The sequence below is a fragment of the Streptomyces misionensis genome (assembly GCF_900104815.1).
In the GTDB taxonomy this organism is placed as follows: Bacteria; Actinomycetota; Actinomycetes; order Streptomycetales; family Streptomycetaceae; genus Streptomyces; species Streptomyces misionensis.
The window spans coordinates 1,097,059-1,112,958 of sequence record NZ_FNTD01000004.1; the positions used below are offsets into that span (position 1 = coordinate 1,097,059).

General features: G+C 73.8%; 17 protein-coding genes. 7 read left to right on the plus strand and 10 right to left on the minus strand.

All coding sequences use genetic code 11. The features are described 5' to 3' along the window. Nucleotides 1-128: 128 nt before the first annotated feature. Nucleotides 129-587 carry a nitroreductase family deazaflavin-dependent oxidoreductase gene (locus tag BLW85_RS06530; protein WP_074995991.1) on the plus strand — a complete coding sequence of 153 codons (459 nt, stop codon included), beginning with the start codon at nt 129-131 and terminating at the stop codon, nt 585-587. On the opposite strand, the gene BLW85_RS06535 is transcribed toward BLW85_RS06530, so the two are convergent. Further along, entirely contained in the window at nt 577-1,845 is a 1,269-nt protein-coding gene (locus BLW85_RS06535) for a geranylgeranyl reductase family protein (RefSeq protein WP_070026501.1), read from the minus strand. The two genes, BLW85_RS06530 and BLW85_RS06535, sit on opposite strands and share 11 nt — an antisense overlap. A 170-nt stretch (nt 1,846-2,015) precedes the next feature. Between BLW85_RS06535 and BLW85_RS06540 the strand changes: the two genes are divergently transcribed. Further along, the gene (locus tag BLW85_RS06540; protein WP_070026500.1) at nt 2,016-3,368 is read left to right on the plus strand and encodes a dipeptidase; all 1,353 of its coding nucleotides are present in this window, start codon (nt 2,016-2,018) and stop codon (nt 3,366-3,368) included. A gap of 166 nt (nt 3,369-3,534) precedes the next feature. Continuing rightward, on the plus strand, nt 3,535-4,284 hold the full coding sequence (locus BLW85_RS06545) for an MBL fold metallo-hydrolase (RefSeq protein WP_074991368.1): 750 nt from the start codon (nt 3,535-3,537) through the stop codon (nt 4,282-4,284). 2 nt (nt 4,285-4,286) lie between these two features. Here BLW85_RS06545 and BLW85_RS06550 read toward each other — a convergent pair whose 3' ends face one another. Beyond that, complete coding sequence (locus BLW85_RS06550) at nt 4,287-5,330, minus strand: NUDIX hydrolase (RefSeq protein WP_074991371.1); 1,044 nt, start codon at nt 5,328-5,330, stop codon at nt 4,287-4,289. A 146-nt stretch (nt 5,331-5,476) separates the two neighbouring features. Further along, the gene (locus BLW85_RS06555) at nt 5,477-5,671 is read right to left on the minus strand and encodes a hypothetical protein (protein ID WP_177329917.1); all 195 of its coding nucleotides are present in this window, start codon (nt 5,669-5,671) and stop codon (nt 5,477-5,479) included. A gap of 255 nt (nt 5,672-5,926) precedes the next feature. Between BLW85_RS06555 and BLW85_RS06560 the strand changes: the two genes are divergently transcribed. After that, nucleotides 5,927-6,712, plus strand: coding sequence for a maleylpyruvate isomerase family mycothiol-dependent enzyme (locus tag BLW85_RS06560; RefSeq protein WP_074991373.1), 786 nt, complete (start codon nt 5,927-5,929; stop codon nt 6,710-6,712). A 128-nt stretch (nt 6,713-6,840) separates the two neighbouring features. Here the strand turns inward: BLW85_RS06560 and BLW85_RS06565 are convergent, their stop codons facing one another. Continuing rightward, nucleotides 6,841-7,785, minus strand: a complete 945-nt coding sequence (locus BLW85_RS06565; protein ID WP_074991376.1) for an ROK family protein — start codon at nt 7,783-7,785, stop codon at nt 6,841-6,843. Nucleotides 7,786-7,966: 181 nt separating this feature from the next. On the opposite strand from BLW85_RS06565, the gene BLW85_RS06570 reads away from it, so the two are divergent. Beyond that, nucleotides 7,967-9,052 (plus strand): LacI family DNA-binding transcriptional regulator, encoded by a 1,086-nt coding sequence (locus BLW85_RS06570; protein WP_244174823.1) that lies wholly within the window; start codon nt 7,967-7,969, stop codon nt 9,050-9,052. A 7-nt stretch (nt 9,053-9,059) separates the two neighbouring features. Further along, nucleotides 9,060-9,794 carry a hypothetical protein gene (locus tag BLW85_RS06575; RefSeq protein WP_074991381.1) on the plus strand — a complete coding sequence of 245 codons (735 nt, stop codon included), beginning with the start codon at nt 9,060-9,062 and terminating at the stop codon, nt 9,792-9,794. Between the two features lie 14 nt (nt 9,795-9,808). On the opposite strand, the gene BLW85_RS06580 is transcribed toward BLW85_RS06575, so the two are convergent. The 6 genes from BLW85_RS06580 to BLW85_RS06600 all read right to left on the minus strand — a co-directional run bounded on the left by BLW85_RS06580 (nt 9,809) and on the right by BLW85_RS06600 (nt 14,374). Then, nucleotides 9,809-11,107: a DUF6986 family protein gene (locus BLW85_RS06580; RefSeq protein ID WP_074991383.1), complete on the minus strand. Its 1,299-nt coding sequence runs from the start codon at nt 11,105-11,107 to the stop codon at nt 9,809-9,811. A gap of 158 nt (nt 11,108-11,265) precedes the next feature. Then, nucleotides 11,266-12,228, minus strand: a complete 963-nt coding sequence (locus BLW85_RS06585) for an electron transfer flavoprotein subunit alpha/FixB family protein (RefSeq protein ID WP_070026492.1) — start codon at nt 12,226-12,228, stop codon at nt 11,266-11,268. A 54-nt stretch (nt 12,229-12,282) separates the two neighbouring features. Further along, on the minus strand, nt 12,283-13,068 hold the full coding sequence (locus BLW85_RS06590) for an electron transfer flavoprotein subunit beta/FixA family protein (RefSeq protein WP_070026491.1): 786 nt from the start codon (nt 13,066-13,068) through the stop codon (nt 12,283-12,285). Between the two features lie 228 nt (nt 13,069-13,296). Beyond that, nucleotides 13,297-13,806, minus strand: a complete 510-nt coding sequence (locus tag BLW85_RS06595; RefSeq protein WP_070026490.1) for a flavin reductase family protein — start codon at nt 13,804-13,806, stop codon at nt 13,297-13,299. Between the two features lie 44 nt (nt 13,807-13,850). After that, nucleotides 13,851-13,931 (minus strand): putative leader peptide, encoded by an 81-nt coding sequence (locus tag BLW85_RS40860; RefSeq protein ID WP_355154798.1) that lies wholly within the window; start codon nt 13,929-13,931, stop codon nt 13,851-13,853. Between the two features lie 83 nt (nt 13,932-14,014). Next, entirely contained in the window at nt 14,015-14,374 is a 360-nt protein-coding gene (locus BLW85_RS06600) for a TlpA family protein disulfide reductase (RefSeq protein ID WP_071828529.1), read from the minus strand. 256 nt (nt 14,375-14,630) lie between these two features. Between BLW85_RS06600 and BLW85_RS06605 the strand changes: the two genes are divergently transcribed. Next, on the plus strand, nt 14,631-15,359 hold the full coding sequence (locus tag BLW85_RS06605; protein WP_070026488.1) for a lysophospholipid acyltransferase family protein: 729 nt from the start codon (nt 14,631-14,633) through the stop codon (nt 15,357-15,359). Nucleotides 15,360-15,900: the final 541 nt, after the last annotated feature.

Below are 15,900 nucleotides of genomic sequence, written 5' to 3' on the forward strand. Positions count from 1 at the left end.
AGATCGGTGCACACAAAAAAGAGCGCCGAACCAAAAAGAGAGCACTGCTCTTGCAATGGAGCACCGATCCACCCCAGACTGAGGGCGAACCAAGAGCACTGCTCCGGAAACCGGCCGTGGGGGTCACCATGTCGTCTTCGTCTTCGCCGTACTACCTCAAGGGCAGCCCGATGAACGTCCGCCTGAACGGCGTGATCGGCTGGCTCGCCCGGCACGGGCTCAGCCTCGCGGGCACCGCCGAGATGTCCGTGCGGGGCCGAAAGAGCGGCCGGATGCAGCGCATCCCGGTCAACCCGCACACCTGCGACGGCGGGCAGTACCTGGTCTCGGCGCGCGGCCACTCGCAGTGGGTGCGCAACATGCGCGCCGCGGGCGGCGGTGAACTGCGCGTCGGCCGCACGGTGCGCGCGTTCACCGCGGTGGAGCTTCCCGACGCCGAGAAGCTCCCGATCCTGCGGACCTACCTGGAGAAGTGGGGCTGGGAGGTCAACCAGTACTTCGACGGGGTGACCGCCAGGTCCTCGGACGAGGAGCTCGTCGCCTGCGCCCCCGACCACCCCGTCTTCCGCATCACCGTCACGGAGTGACGGACTCCTCCTCGGCCTTGGCCGGCTCCGCGGCCTGCGCCGACCGGGCCGGGCCCGGGTCCAGCGCGGTCAGGGCGCGCTGGGCGAGCGGGTGGGAGCGGACCAGCTCGCCGAGCGTGGTGGCGCCCCGGGTGATGTTCCGGAACGCGTTCCAGGCCGGGCGGAAGCCGGTGAGGGCCGCGTGGAAGAGGCCGGGCCGCCGCTCGAACGCCGCGAGCAGGCGCTTGCCGACGCTCATCTCGACGCCGAGCCCGGCCTTGATGGCGAAGGCGTAGTTCAGGGCCTGGCGGCGGGTGTCGACCGCGTCGTGCGCCTCGGCGATGCGCACCGCCCACTCGCCGGCCAGCCGGCCCGAACGCAGCGCGAAGGAGATGCCCTCGCGGGTCCACGGTTCGAGCAGACCGGCCGCGTCGCCGCAGACCAGGACCCGGCCGCGGGAGAGCGGCGAGTCGTCGGCGCGGCAGCGGGTCAAGTGCCCCGAGGAGACGGCCGGTTCGAAGCCGGCCAGGCCCAGCCGGGCGATGAAGTCCTCCAGGTAGCGCTTGGTCGCCGCGCCCTGGCCGCGGGCGGAGATCACCCCGACCGTCAGGGTGTCGCCCTTGGGGAACACCCAGCCGTAACTGCCGGGCATGGGGCCCCAGTCGATGAGCACCCGGCCCTTCCAGTCCTCGGCGACCGGCTCGGGGACCGGGATCTCCGCCTCCAGGCCGAGGTCCACCTGGTCCAGCTTCACGCCCACGTGGGCGCCTATCCGGCTGGCGCTGCCGTCCGCGCCGACGACCGCGTGGGCCAGCACGGTCTCCCCGCCCTGGAGCACGACGGCGACCGTACGCCGGTCGGGCACCGCCGAGCCGTGCTGCTCGACGCGCTGCACCGTGACGCCCGTGCGCAGTTCGGCGCCCGCCTTCTGGGCGTGCTCGACCAGTTGCTGGTCGAACTCGGGCCGGTTGATCAGCCCGAACAGCATCTGCTTGGAGCGGCGGGTGCGGGTGAAGCGCCCGTTGTGGGAGAAGGTGACCGCGTGCACCCGGTCCCGCAGGGGCAGCTCGAAGCCGGGCGGCAGGGCGTCCCGCGAGGGGCCGATGATGCCGCCGCCGCAGGTTTTGTAACGGGGCAACTCGGCTTTCTCCAGCAACAGGACGCGCCGCCCCGCGACCGCCGCCGCGTAGGCGGCCGAGGCCCCCGCGGGTCCCGCGCCCACCACGACGACGTCCCACACATGCTGCACGTCGTCCGCCGAAGAGTTCTCGCCGCTCACGATGGTCTACTGCTCCGATCAAGCCGCTGCCGCTCCCCCACGCCCACGACATCCCGCGAGCGGGGGGTAACCCGATGTATCCCGCATCCTACGGCCGTCGGCGGCGAGCGCCGCTGTGGGAGGATCGGAGCACTCAGCAGGACAACGTCGCACCTACGAGGAGCGTGCCCATGTCGTCGAATCCGGTCGCCGAGACCGTCGCCTCGCTGCTGCCCCGGGCCAAGGCGGAGCTGACCGAGCTGGTCGCCTTCCGGTCCGTGGCGGACTTCGAGCAGTTCCCGAAGAGCGAGAGCGAGGCCGCCGCGAGCTGGGTCGCCGACGCGTTGCGCGCCGAGGGCTTCGTCGACGTCGCCCTGCTCGACACCCCCGACGGCACCCAGTCGGTGTACGGCTACCTGCCGGGCCCCGAGGGCGCCAAAACGGTTCTTCTCTATGCGCACTACGACGTCCAGCCGCCGCTGGACGAGACGGGCTGGGCCACTCCGCCGTTCGAGCTGACCGAGCGCGACGGCCGTTGGTACGGCCGGGGGACGGCGGACTGCAAGGGCGGTGTGATCATGCACCTGCTCGCGCTGCGCGCGCTCAAGGCGAACGGCGGCGTCCCGGTGAACGTCAAGGTGATCGTGGAGGGCTCGGAGGAGCAGGGCACGGGCGGTCTGGAGCGCTACGCCGAGCAGCACCCGGACCTGCTGACGGCCGACACCATCGTGATCGGTGACGCGGGCAACTTTCGGGTGGGCCTGCCGACGGTCACCACGATCCTGCGCGGCATGACCCTGGTGCGGGTGAGCGTGGACACCCTCGCGGGCAACCTGCACTCGGGCCAGTTCGGCGGTGCCGCCCCGGACGCGCTGGCCGCGCTGATCCGGGTGCTGGACTCGCTGCGCGCCGAGGACGGTTCCACCACCGTCGACGGTCTCGACGCGTCGGCCACCTGGGACGGCCTGGAGTACACCGAGGAGCAGTTCCGCGCGGACGCCAAGGTGCTCCAGGGCGTGGAACTCACCGGCTCGGGCTCGGTCGCCGACCGGCTGTGGGCCCGCCCGGCCGTGACCGTCATGGGCATCGACTGCCCGCCGGTCGTCGGCGCCACCCCCTCGGTGCAGGCCGCCGCCCGCGCGCTGATCAGCCTGCGGGTGCCGCCGGGCGTGGACGCGACGGAGGCGACGAAGCTGCTGACGGCGCACATCGAGGCGCACACCCCGTGGGGCGCCCGCGTCAAGGTGGAGCAGATCGGCCAGGGCCAGCCGTTCCGCGCCGACCCGACCAGCCCGGCCTACCGGGCGATGGCCGAGGCGATGGCCGTCGCCTACCCGGGCGAGACCATGCAGTACGCGGGCCAGGGCGGCTCCATCCCGCTGTGCAACACCCTCGCCGGCCTCTACCCGCAGGCGGAGATCCTGCTGATCGGCCTGAGCGAGCCGGAGGCCCAGATCCACGCGGTGAACGAGAGCGTCTCGCCGCAGGAGCTGGAACGCCTGTCGGTGGCGGAGGCGCTGTTCCTGCGCAACTACGCGGGCTGAGGCGGACGCAGGACACGGGGGCGGCGGGGCCGCCGGGCGAGGGGCGGGGAGCGCGCGCCCGGCGATGCCCGGCCCCGGCACGACACCGCTTCCGCCCTGGGCGGACACCTTCCGCTCAGGGCGGAGACGGCTCGCTCCCGTGCGTGCCCGCGCCTACGGTCGGGCCATGGACGTGATCCAGCTTCTTCCACGGTTGCATCTGCTGCGCTTCCCGGTCGGTCAGGCCTATCTCTGGCGTGACGGCGAGGAGTTGACGCTCGTCGACGCGGGCCCGATCGGCTCGGGGGCGGTGATCGCCGAGGCGGTCAGGGCGCTCGGGCGCGCGCCCGAGGACGTACGGCGCATCGTGCTGACCCACTTCCACGAGGACCACGCGGGCGGCGCGGGCGAGTTCGCCGGGCTGAGCGGCGCGCAGGTGCTGGCCCACCGGCTCGACGCGCCGTTCGTACGGGGCGAACTCCCCGGCCCGCCCCCGCGCCTTACGGAGTGGGAGCGGCCGATCCGGGCCGAGGTCATCGGGCGCCTGCCCGAGGGCACACCGCTGCCGCCGCCCTCCGTCCGGGACGTGACGGACGGCGAGGTGCTCGACTTCGGCGGCGGCGCCCGGGTGGTGCACGTCCCCGGGCACACGGACGGCAGCATCGCGCTCTTCCTGCCCGCCGAGGGCGTGCTGTTCACCGGCGACACCGTGGCCTCGCTGCCCCCGGAGGGCGTCCTGTCCGCCGGCGAGGCGGTGACCGCGGGCTCGGCGAACCCCCCGGTGATCCCGGGCGTGTTCAACCTCGACGGGCCCCGGCTCCTCGACTCCGTACGGCACTTGGCGGGGCTCGGTGCCGAGGTGGCGTGCTTCGGCCATGGCGACCCGGTGCTGCGGGACGCCGCCGCGGCGCTGCGCGGTGCGACGGCCGCCCCCTGACGTCAGCCGACCGGCACCCCTGCCTCCAGGTACAGCGCGGTGCCGCGCTCGCGGGCGCGCAGGGCCCAGCGCAGGCGCTCGTAGCGCACCGGCGGCAGCATGTTCGCGGCCTCCTGCTCGGTGGCGAAGCGCCAGGCCCGTAGCTCCGGTCCCGGCAGCAGCACCCCGGAGGCCTCGTCGGAGGTCAGCCGGCCGCCGTCGAACAGCAGCCGGAGCCCGCCGTAGCCGGGCGGCACGGGCCGTTCCCAGTCCACCACGAGCAGCCGGGGCACCTCCCCCATCCGTATCCCGGTCTCCTCGGCGACCTCCCGCATGCCCGCGCGGGCCGGGGCCTCGCCCCGTTCCACCACACCGCCGGGGAACTCCCAGCCGGGTTTGTAGGTGGGGTCCACGAGCAGCACCCGGTCCCGCTCGTCGAAGAGCAGCACCCCGGCGGCGAGGGTCTCGGCGGTGGGCTCGGGGGTCTGCACGATGTCGCAGGGGGTGAACTCCCCGCCGCCGAGGGCGGCCGCGATCCGTACGGCGGTCTCGTAGGGGGTCAGCGCGCTGGTGTCCACGAGATGGGCGTCGGCGGTGAGCCAGGAGGCGAGGGCGGCGTGGTACGGCTCGATGTGGTCGTAGGACCACTGCCGGACCCGTATCTCGCCGTCGGGCGGGTCGGGCGGCACCTCCCGCCCGGCTATCCGTGCACGCAGGATCGTTTCGGCCGGGGCGAGGAGCAAGTGCCGTACGGGGATGCGGCGGGCGGCGAGGCCGCCGAAGATCTCGTCGCGGTACTCCTGGCGCAGCAGGGTCATCGGCACCACGAGGGTGCCGCCCAGCTCGGCGAGCATCGCGGCCGCCGTGTCGACCACGAGCCGGCGCCAGATCGGCAGGTCCTGGTAGTCGCCGACCTCGGCGAGGTGTTTGGGCGGCAGCAGGTGCGTGAGCGACCCGCCGATGACCTCGGGGTCGAAGAGCGTGCTGTGCGGGATCAGTTCGATCAGTTCCCGTGCGGTCGTGGTCTTTCCCGCACCGAACGCGCCGTTGATCCAGACGACGGTCACGGACTCCCCCTCTTCTGTTGGCCCCCAGAGGCTTGCCCGTTCCACCCTGCCCCGGAAACCCCGTCCCGGTGAGGGCACGGTAAAGCGCGTGCCGGGGCCCCTGACAGGACACCGGCACGCGCTCCCACCGGGGTGGGGCGGCCCCGCTACTCCCGGTCGGCGGCCGGGGCGTCGGCGGGCGCGAAACTCTCGTGGCTGACCAGGTCGCCGGCCGAGTGCAGGGTGCCGGAGACGTTGAGGTCGTCGAGCGGGCCCCGGTCCGCCGCGTGCGACGGGGTGACGGCGGCCACGACGAAACCGGTGGCGAGGGAGGCGAGGGCGAGGATGCTGCGCTTCTTCATACGCCGATCAACTGCGCGAACCGCCCGGGGGTCACGCGGATACCGCCGGAACACCGAATTCCCCTGCCCGCGGCGCCGGGCGCGCCGGTACCGTGCGAGGTCCCGGGCCGGCGGCGAGACCGTCCTCGAACTGCGGGTGCCCGCCGTCGAGTTGGCGGAGGCCAACCGGCATATCGTGGGGCCGATCGAGGCCGTGCACGAGTCCGGTGAGCCACCGGCGCGGGCGCGGCCGGACACTCGTCACAAGGAGCACGCGTGAGCCCCACGTTCCCGTCCGGCGCGGCCGGCGCCGCCCTCGGCGAGGTGATCGAGGACGTCGCCCGGTCGGCCGACCGGCTGACCGCGACGGCGGCCGCACTGTCCGGCCCGGCGCTGCGGGCGCCCTCGGCCCTGCCCGGCTGGACCCGCGGGCACGTGCTCGCCCACGTCGCCTACGGCGCCGACGCCTACTCATGGCTGCTGGGCCTCGCACGCACCGGCCGCGCGCCCGGCCCCCGGGCGACCGCGGCCGCGGGGGCGGCGCAGGTCGCGCGGGAGGCCCTGCTGCCCGCCGGGCGGCTCACCGCCCGGCTGCGGGCGAGCCTCGCCCGGTTCACGGCGGACGCGCGGGAGTCGCCCGCGCCCGCCTGGGACCGGCTGGTCCCGGCCCTGGCCGGCTGGCGCCATCCGGCCTGGTACCTGCTGCTGCGCTGTCTGCGCGAGCTGGAGACCCACCACCTCGACCTCGGCACCGGGTACGGCACCGGGCGGTGGCCGGACCAGTACGTCTCCTGGGCCCTGGACGACACCCTCGGCACCCTTCGCGCACGGCGCTTCCCGCTCGCCTCCGTGACGGCCGTCGACCTCGGCCGGCGCTGGACGGTGTCGGCCGAGGGCCCCGCGGTCAGCGACGAGGGCCACCGCCTCCTCGGCTGGCTCACCGGCCGGCTCACCGCCGAAGGACCGCGGACCGACGGGCCCGCGCTCCCCTTGCCCGCCCCGCCCGCCTGGCCGCAGCCCCCGCTGCCCGGATGGGGCCGGGTCGGCGACGGCGACGGGTGAACCGAACGAAGCCGGGGCACCAAGGGGCGCGGGCTGGGCCTGCGGCAGGCTCGCCCCCGGCGCACGGCACGGTGCCGCCGCGCGTCTCGGCCGACGCCTGAGCGCGCGGGGTCGGCTCCGGTGAACGCCTAGAGCGCCACCCCCGGCCCCCGCAGCAGCGCGGCCGCGGCGGCACCCACCAGGCCCGCGTCGGTGCCCATCTGCGCGGGTACGACCGTCAGCCGCCGTACGAAGGACAGGGTGGCGTAGTCGGTGAGCGCCTTGCGCAGCGGGGTGAAGAGGACGTCGCCCGCGTTGCCGACGCCGCCGCCGATCACCGCGATGTCGATCTCGACCAGGGTCGCGGTGGCGGCGATACCGGCGGCCAGGGCCCGCGCGGCCCGCTCGAAGGAGGCCGTCGCGACCGGGTCGCCCGACCGGGCGGCGGCGGCCACCGCGGCGGCCGAGGCGTCGCCGTCGGGGCCCGGGAGCCAGCCCTCCTCCAGGGCGCGGCGGGCGATGTTGGGCCCGCTGGCGATGCGCTCCACGCAGCCGCGCGAGCCGCACGGGCAGGGATCGCCGTCGAGGTCGACGCTGATGTGGCCGATGTGGCCGGCGTTGCCGGTCGGCCCGGGGTGCAGCCGTCCGCCGAGCACCAGGCCGCCGCCCACGCCCGTGGAGACCACCATGCACAGCGCGTTGTCGTGGCCGCGGGCGGCGCCCTGCCAGTGCTCGGCCGCGGTGATCGCCACCCCGTCGCCGATCAGCTCGACCGGCAGTCCGCCGGTGGCCGTGCGCACCCGCTCGACCAGCGGGAAGCCCCGCCAGCCGGGCACGTTCACGGGGCTGACGGTGCCCGCGACGGCGTCCACCGGACCCGCGCTGCCGATGCCGACCGAGCGGACGTTCCCCCACGCGGACGACACCGCGAGATCGGCGAGCACCTCCTCGACGGCCCGCATCACCGTCTCGCCGTCTTGCCGGGCGGGCGTGGCGCGCTGCGCCCGCTCCAGGATCAGTCCGCGGCCGTCCACCAGTCCGCCGGCGATCTTGGTGCCGCCGATGTCCAGGGCTGCCACGAGGTCGGTGCGCATCAGAGTCGGATCTCCCCGTTGAACGATCGAAAGAGCTGTGGACGAGCGGGCCGGCCGTGGCGGTGGGGGTGCGGGCCCGCGAAAAGCGGTGGTCAGTCTCTCGCGCACCTGACAACGTTGTCCAGGCTCTATGCTCGACGCCACATCCTCATATCAGCCCATGGGCCGTCGCATCACCCCCATGGGGAACACGGACGACAGGACAGGACAGCGCATCGTGCCCGAGACGACCCGCCGCGCAGAACGCTTCCCCGGGAACCGGTACGGCAACCGCCCGACGATGAAGGACGTGGCGGCGCGCGCCGGGGTGGGGCTGAAGACGGTGTCGCGGGTGGTCAACGGCGAGCCCGGGGTCACCCCGGACACCGAGCGCCGGGTGCAGGAGGCCATCGACGCCCTGGGCTTCCGCCGCAACGACAGCGCGCGGGTGCTGCGCAAGGGCCGCACGGCGAGCATAGGACTCGTGCTGGAGGACCTGGCGGACCCCTTCTACGGCCCGCTGAGCCGTGCGGTGGAGGAGGTCGCCCGCTCGCACGGCGCACTGCTGATCAACGGCTCCAGCGCCGAGGACCCGGAGCGCGAGCGGGAGTTGGCGCTGGCGCTGTGCGCGCGGCGGGTGGACGGTCTGGTGGTGATCCCGGCCGGGGGCGACCACCGCTATCTGGAGCCGGAGATCCGGGCGGGCGTGGCGACGGTGTTCGTGGACCGCCCGGCCGGGCGGATCGACGCCGACGTGGTGCTGTCGGACAACTTCGGCGGGGCCCGCGACGGCGTGGCGCACCTGATCGCGCACGGCCACCGCCGGATCGGGTTCATCGGCGACATGCCCCGCATCCACACCGCGGCGGAGCGGCTGCGCGGCTACCGGGCGGCCATGGAGGACGCCGGGATACCGGTCGAGGACCGCTGGATGTCGCTCGGGGTGACGGTCCCGGAGCGGGTGCGCCGGGCGGCGCTGGAGATGCTGTCCGGGCCCGATCCGGTCACCGCGATCTTCACGGGCAACAACCGGGTGACGGTCACCGTGGTCCGGGTCCTCGCCGAACAGTCCCGGCAGGTGGCGCTGGTCGGGTTCGACGACTTCGAGCTGGCCGATCTGCTGCGGCCGGGCGTCACGGTCGTCGCACAGGACGCGGCGGCCCTCGGCCGTACGGCGGCCGAGCGGCTCTTCCGCCAGCTGGACGGCGGGTTCGTCGCGCCGGAGCGGATCGAGCTGCCCACCCGACTGGTCGAGCGCGGCTCGGGCGAGCTGCCCCCGGCCCGCTGAGGCGCCCATGGCCACGCTGGAGGAGCTGGGGCTCGCCGGGGTACCGCGCGAGGACCCGCTGACGTACCCCGGCGCGTGGCCCGCCGCCTCCGGGGTGCTGCACGGCGACCGGTGGCTGCCGCCTGAGCGGCTGGTGTACGAGGACCGGTCGCCGCTGCTCGCGGTCGGCTCCAACGCCTGCCCCGGCCAGCTGCGGCACAAGCTGGCCGAGTTCGGGCTGGGCTCCTCCACCGTGCCGATGGTGCGGGCCACCGTGACCGGCGTCCGCGTGGGGGTCTCCGCGCACGTCAGCCGCATGGGCTACGTCTCGGCCTCACCGGTCGAGGCGCCCGGCGAGGCGGTGGGGCTGTTCGTCCTCTGGCTGGACCGGCGGCAGCTGGACGTGATCGACGCCGGTGAGGGGGCGCCGCTGCCGGCCGGCAACTTCCGGCGGGCCTGGCTGCCCGCGCCGGACGTGCGGGTCGAATTGGCCGACGGGGTCGCGCTGCCGGGCGTCCACGCGTACGTCAACCGGCGCGGGGTGCTGCGCGACGGCACCGGAGCACCCCGCGCCCATCCGGGGCAGCGCCCGCTGCTGACCGAACTCCTCGGGGCCTGCGCCGAGTTGCGGGAGCTGTTCGGGACCACCCCGGAGGAGTTCAGCGCGCGGGCGCGCGGGGACGCCGGGCTGTGCGCGCGGGGCACCCGGCTGTTCGCCGAGCGGGACTGGGTGATGGCGTCCGGGCTCGAACGCCATCTGTGACCGGTCCGCTTCCGCTACTGCGCGGAGGCGGTGAGATCGCCGCGCCGGGGCGCCGCGAAGCCCTCCAGGGCGGCGCGGGTGAGCCCGGTGCGCTCCTGGACCTCGGCGGGGTCGAGGGCACCGCAGTCCAGGCCGCGCAGCAGATAGCCGCCGAGGGCCTTGGCGGTGGCGGGCTCGTCCATGACGTCGCCGCCGGCCCGGCTCGCGTAGCGGGCGAGGCGGTCCGCGGCCTGCTCGAAGCCCTCGCGATAGAAGGCGAAGACGGCCGCGTAGCGGGTCGGGATGTGGCCGGGGTGCATGTCCCAGCCCTGGTAGTAGGCGCGGGCGAGGGCGCGGCGGGTGAGGCCGTAGTGCAGCCGCCAGGCGTCGTGCACCCGGTCGGTGGGGCCCACCGGGAGCACGTTGGTGGAGCCGTCCGAGACGCGTACGCCGGTGCCCGCGGCGGCGACCTGCATGACCGCCTTGGCGTGGTCGGCGGCCGGGTGGTCGCTGGCCTGGTGGGCGGCGGAGACGCCCAGGCAGGCGCTGTAGTCGAAGGTGCCGTAGTGCAGTCCGGTGGCGCGGCCCTCGGCGGCCTGGATCATCCGGGCGACGGTGGCGGTGCCGTCGGTGGCGAGGATGGCCTGGCTGGTCTCGATCTGGATCTCGAAGCCGAGCCGTCCGGCGTCGAGGCCGTGCGTCTTCTCGAAGGCCTCCAGGATCCGCACGAAGGCGCTCACCTGTTCGGGATAGGTGACCTTCGGCAGGGTGAGCACCAGGCCGTCGGGGAGGCCGCCCGCCGCCATCAGACCGGTGAGGAAGACGTCGAGGGTGCGGATGCCCCGCTCGCGCACCGCGGCCTCCATGCACTTCATGCGGATGCCCGTGTACGGCGCCGCCGTGCCGCTGCCCGCGGCCTCGGCGATCAGCCGGGCGGCACGGGCCGCGGCCGCGTCCTCCTCGGCGTCGGGGCGGGGGCCGTAGCCGTCCTCGAAGTCGACCCGCAGGTCCTCGATCGGTTCGCGCTCCAGCTTGGCGCGGACACGGGAGTAGACCGGCTCGGCGAGGTCGTCGGCGAGGCCGAGGACGGCCGCGAACGAGGCGGCGTCCGGGGCGTGTTCGTCCAGCGCGGCCAGCGCCCGGTCGCCCCAGGAGCGGACGGTGTCGGCGGCGAAGACGTCGCCGGGGACGTAGACGGTGTGGACCGGCTGCCGGGTGCCGGGGTCCCCGGGGTAGCGGCGCGCCAGCTCCGCGTCGACCGGTGCGAGCAAGGCGCTGATCTCCTCGCCGACGGCGCCGGTGAGGCTTGTCGCCACCTTCTCCTGCTGACCCATCCCACACCCTCCGATTTCCGCTTCACGGAATCAACAATCCGTAGAATGAAGTTATCCGGCGTGGTTCCCGCTGGTCAACACCCCCGCGGCGTCTCCAGGATGCACCGAGGCCCCCGTGACCGCGCGGGTCACGGGGGCCTCGGACGCCCTTGCGGGGATCAGCCCTTGCGGGTCTTGATCTCCTCGGTCAGCTGCGGCACGACGTCGAACAGGTCGCCGACGACGCCGTAGTCGACCAGCTCGAAGATCGGGGCCTCGGCGTCCTTGTTGACGGCCACGATGGTCTTCGAGGTCTGCATGCCGGCCCGGTGCTGGATCGCACCGGAGATGCCGTTGGCGATGTAGAGCTGCGGCGAGACCGACTTGCCGGTCTGGCCGACCTGGTTGGTGTGCGGGTACCAGCCGGCGTCGACGGCGGCGCGCGAGGCACCGACGGCCGCGCCGAGCTGGTCGGCGAGGGCCTCGATGATCGCGAAGTTCTCGGCGCCGTTGACACCGCGGCCGCCGGAGACCACGATCGCGGCCTCGGTCAGCTCCGGGCGGCCCGTGGACTCGCGCGGGGTGCGCGCGGTGACCTTGGTGCCGGTGGCCTTGTCGGAGAAGGTCACGGACAGGGCCTCGACGGCGCCCGCGGCCGGGGCGGCCTCCACGGCGGCCGAGTTCGGCTTGACCGTGATGACCGGGGTGCCCTTGACGACACGGGACTTGGTGGTGAAGGACGCGGCGAACACCGACTGGGTGGCCACCGGGCCCTCGTCGCCGGCCTCCAGGTCGACGGCGTCGGTGATGATGCCGGAACCGATGCGCAGCGCCAGGCGGGCGGCGATCTCCTTGCCCTCGGCGGAGGACGGGACCAGCACGGCGGCCGGGGAGACGGCCTCGTAGGCGGCCTGGAGAGCGTCCACCTTGGGCACGACCAGGTACTCGGCGTACTCGGACGCGTCGTGGGTGAGGACCTTCACCGCGCCGTGCTCGGCGAGGGTGGCGGCGGTGTCGGCGGCGCCGTTGCCGAGCGCCACGGCGACGGGCTCACCGAGGCGGCGCGCCAGGGTCAGCAGCTCCAGGGTGGGCTTGCGGACGGCACCGTCCACGTGGTCGACGTAGACGAGGACTTCAGCCATGGGATTGCACTCCTGCGTAACGAAGTTGAGGGGGCGGTCAGCGGGGGCGAGCCCTTAGATGAACTTCTGGCTCGCGAGGAACTCAGCGAGCTGCTTGCCGCCCTCGCCCTCGTCCTTGACGATGGTGCCGGCCGTGCGGGCCGGACGCTCGGTCACGGCCTCGACCTTGGTGAACGCGCCGTCCAGGCCGACCTCTTCCGCCTCGATGTCGAGGTCGGACAGGTCCCAGGACTCCACCGGCTTCTTCTTGGCCGCCATGATGCCCTTGAAGGACGGGTAGCGGGCCTCGCCGGACTGGTCGGTCACGGAGACCAGGGCCGGCAGCTGGGCCTCCAGCTGCTCGGAGGCGGCGTCGCCGTCGCGGCGGCCCTTGACGGTGCCGTCCTCGACCGAGACCTCGGACAGCAGGGTGACCTGCGGAACGCCCAGGCGCTCGGCGACCAGCGCGGGCACGACGCCCATGGTGCCGTCGGTGGAGGCCATGCCGGAGACGACCAGGTCGAAGCCGGCCTTCTCGATGGCCTTGGCCAGCACCAGAGAGGTGCCGATGGCGTCGGTGCCGTGCAGGTCGTCGTCCTCGACGTGGATGGCCTTGTCGGCGCCCATGGACAGGGCCTTGCGGAGCGCGTCCTTGGCGTCCTCGGGGCCGACCGTCAGCACGGTGACCTCGGCGTCGTCCGCGTCCTCCGCGATCTGCAGCGCCTGCTCGACCGCGTACTCGTCCAGCTCGGAGAGCAGACCGTCCACGTCGTCGCGGTCGACGGTCAGGTCATCGGCGAAGTGCCGGTCGCCAGTGGCGTCGGGCACGTACTTCACAGTGACAACGATCCTCAAGCTCACGCCGGCTCTCCTACTGCATCGTGATTTCCTGGCTGCCTCTTGCAGGCAGCATAGGCGCCTGAAGCGGCCGTTCCCGGTCGGGGCCGCAACGCGCTCCGACCGAGATATTACTCGTCAGTACACCCAGTTCGTCCCCGCTAAGCAAGCGCTTTGAACTGTGACGTTCGCAACGCAGCGTAACCGGAACCCGACGGCTCCGCAGGGGTACAGGACGTGATCAATGCCGCATCAGTCGCGCAGCGCCGTGAAGCGGCCCTGGTGATAGAGGAGGGGGCGCCCGGCACCCGTCGGATCGCCGTGGAGGACCTCGGCGAGCACGATCCGGTGGTCGCCCGCCGGGACCCGGGTGTCGATCCGGCACACCAGCCAGGCGAGCACGTCGTCCAGCACCGGCACCCCCTCGGGACCCTCCCGCCAGGCGGTGGCCGCGCCGAACCGGTCGGCGCCGCTGCGGGCGAAGGTGGCGGCCAGTTCGTGCTGGTGCTCGCCGAGTATGTGGACGCCGACGTGGTCCGCCTCGGCTATCGCGGGCCAGCTGGAGGCGCCGGTGCCCACCCCGAAGGAGATCATCGGCGGCTCGGCGGAGACCGAGGTGAGGGAGGTGGCGGTGAAGCCGACCGGTCCGGCGGCGCCGCGCGCGGTGATCACCGCGACACCGGCGGCGTGCCGGCGGAAGGTGGAGCGCAGCAGATCGGGAGAGGCGAGCTGGTGGGTGCCGAGTCCGGGCAGGGCCGTCATGGAGTTGTCCTTCTGTTCGGGGGGACGAGCGGGTCCGTGGCTGCTCAGTGACCCGGACAGCAGGCGCTCGCGGTACGCGCCAGGTCGACGTGGGGCCGCCCGTGGAGAAGGAGTTCGATCGGCATACGGTCAGGCTGACGATAGGTGGTGGGCACAGTCAAGTGCGGCCCGGGAACTGGGACGCCTCTCACCTGGTGCCGAAACCCCCTCAAACCGCTTCCCCCAGCGCCGCGATGACATCGGCCTTGCGGGGCAGACCCGCGGCGCGGCGCACGACCGTCCCCCGTGCGTCGAGGACCAGCACGGTGGGTGTCTTCACGATGCCGAGGGCGCGTACGAGCTCCAGCCGGGCCTCGGCGTCGATCTCCACGTGGGCGACGCCGGGCACCATGGCCGCGACCTCGCCGAGCACGCGCCGGGTGGCCCGGCAAGGTGCGCAGAAGGCGGTGGAGAACTGGACGAGCGTGGCCCGTTCGCCGAGACCCGTGCCGAGTTCGGCGGCGCTCAGCCGCCCGGCGTCGTCGCGCCCGCTCACCCTTGCCCTCCCGCTCCGCCGCCCGTGCGGCATCCGACGGACGCCGGCCGACGCCGGCGCCACGCGGCGTCAACAATCGGCGGGCCGTGGGGATTCCCGGCCGCCGGCGGTTGCCCCGGAGCGGGCCGCGGGCCGACGTGACGAGGATCTCGCCGCGGCGGGGCACCAGAACTGGCTACCCGCACGTTCTTGGGGCACGATCTGCGAGACGCCGTAAACCTACGGCTGCGTAGCTTTCCCGCCGGGAGCCCCCCTTTCCCGAGCAGAGCAGAAAGGGTTCGTCCCACCCATGGCAGAACTGGTCTACCGTCCCGTCATCGGATTCGCCAAGACGCTGTTCAAGGTCTGGGACCTGAAGATCGACTGCCAGGGGTCCTCGAACATCCCGCGCTCCGGCGGCGCCGTGCTGGTGAGCAATCACATCAGCTATCTGGACTTCATCTTCAGCGGGCTGGCCGCCCTGCCGCAGAACCGCCTGGTGCGGTTCATGGCGAAGGAGTCCGTGTTCCGGCACAGGATCTCCGGGCCGCTGATGCGCGGCATGAAGCACATCCCGGTGGACCGCGGGCAGGGCGAGGCCGCCTACGCGCACGCGCTGGACTCGCTGCGCTCCGGGGAGGTCATCGGGGTGTTCCCGGAGGCCACCATCTCCCAGTCCTTCACCCTGAAGAGCTTCAAGTCGGGCGCGGCCCGGCTCGCCCAGGAGGCCGGGGTGCCGCTGGTCCCGATGGCGGTGTGGGGGACGCAGCGGCTGTGGACCAAGGGCCAGGCGCGCAACTTCAGACGCAGCCACCTGCCCGTCACCATCCGGGTGGGCGAGGCCCTGGAGGCGCCCCGCGACCAGTACGCCGGGGCGATCACCCGCCGGCTGCGTGAGCGCGTCCAGGAACTGCTGGAGGCCGCCCAGCGCGCCTATCCGGGCCGCCCGAAGGACGCCGAGGACTCCTGGTGGCTCCCCGCGCACCTTGGTGGCACGGCGCCGACGGCCGACGCGCTGCGGGCCGCCGAGGTCCACTGACACCCCGCACCGCCCGGTAGGGCGCGCGGTCACGACCCGGGCCCGGCCGGGGCGGTACGGGAACTCGCGGCCCAGGGCGGCCGCTTCACCGAGGCGCGGACAAGGGGGCACGACGCGCTCGGGGACTTACGGGTGCGGCCTGCGCTTCGCCGGCCACGGCGACGGCACGCTGGCGGTGCGGGTGACCGCGTACACGCGGCGCGACGACCAGGACGCCGAGTTCCTCGCCGCCTTCCCGCAGGAGGGCTTCTCCTTTGTCCGGCCGCTGCCGGGCGACCTGCCCGGGTTCGTCGACGACACGACGACGTGCGGCTGCTGGTGCGCTGCCCGGCCCTCGGCAGGGACGACGCGGCCCGGCAGCGCACGATGCCGGGCGGTCGCGACCCCCGGTCAGGCCACCGCCCGCCAACACCCGTGTCGCCGATGGCAGTTCGGTACAGAAAGGGCGTCCGGAGGTGAACGCGAGCGGCACCGCGACGCCGCCCGCGACGATCGCCGACGCCACCGCGCAGGCGAGCCGCGGGTGCCGGCGCGCCCAGGA

Excerpts from the sequence above, each read along its gene's own strand:
- BLW85_RS06530 (WP_074995991.1), top strand. The coding sequence starts at position 129 with ATGTCGTCTTCGTCTTCGCCGTACTACCTCAAGGGCAGCCCGATGAAC.
- BLW85_RS06540 (WP_070026500.1), top strand. The coding sequence starts at position 2,016 with ATGTCGTCGAATCCGGTCGCCGAGACCGTCGCCTCGCTGCTGCCCCGG.
- BLW85_RS06545 (WP_074991368.1), top strand. The coding sequence starts at position 3,535 with ATGGACGTGATCCAGCTTCTTCCACGGTTGCATCTGCTGCGCTTCCCG.
- BLW85_RS06555 (WP_177329917.1), bottom strand. The coding sequence starts at position 5,671 with ATGAAGAAGCGCAGCATCCTCGCCCTCGCCTCCCTCGCCACCGGTTTC.
- BLW85_RS06565 (WP_074991376.1), bottom strand. The coding sequence starts at position 7,785 with ATGCGCACCGACCTCGTGGCAGCCCTGGACATCGGCGGCACCAAGATC.
- BLW85_RS06570 (WP_244174823.1), top strand. The coding sequence starts at position 7,967 with ATGGGGAACACGGACGACAGGACAGGACAGCGCATCGTGCCCGAGACG.
- BLW85_RS06575 (WP_074991381.1), top strand. The coding sequence starts at position 9,060 with ATGGCCACGCTGGAGGAGCTGGGGCTCGCCGGGGTACCGCGCGAGGAC.
- BLW85_RS06580 (WP_074991383.1), bottom strand. The coding sequence starts at position 11,107 with ATGGGTCAGCAGGAGAAGGTGGCGACAAGCCTCACCGGCGCCGTCGGC.
- BLW85_RS06585 (WP_070026492.1), bottom strand. The coding sequence starts at position 12,228 with ATGGCTGAAGTCCTCGTCTACGTCGACCACGTGGACGGTGCCGTCCGC.
- BLW85_RS06595 (WP_070026490.1), bottom strand. The coding sequence starts at position 13,806 with ATGACGGCCCTGCCCGGACTCGGCACCCACCAGCTCGCCTCTCCCGAT.
- BLW85_RS40860 (WP_355154798.1), bottom strand. The coding sequence starts at position 13,931 with ATGCCGATCGAACTCCTTCTCCACGGGCGGCCCCACGTCGACCTGGCG.
- BLW85_RS06600 (WP_071828529.1), bottom strand. The coding sequence starts at position 14,374 with ATGCCGCACGGGCGGCGGAGCGGGAGGGCAAGGGTGAGCGGGCGCGAC.
- BLW85_RS06605 (WP_070026488.1), top strand. The coding sequence starts at position 14,631 with ATGGCAGAACTGGTCTACCGTCCCGTCATCGGATTCGCCAAGACGCTG.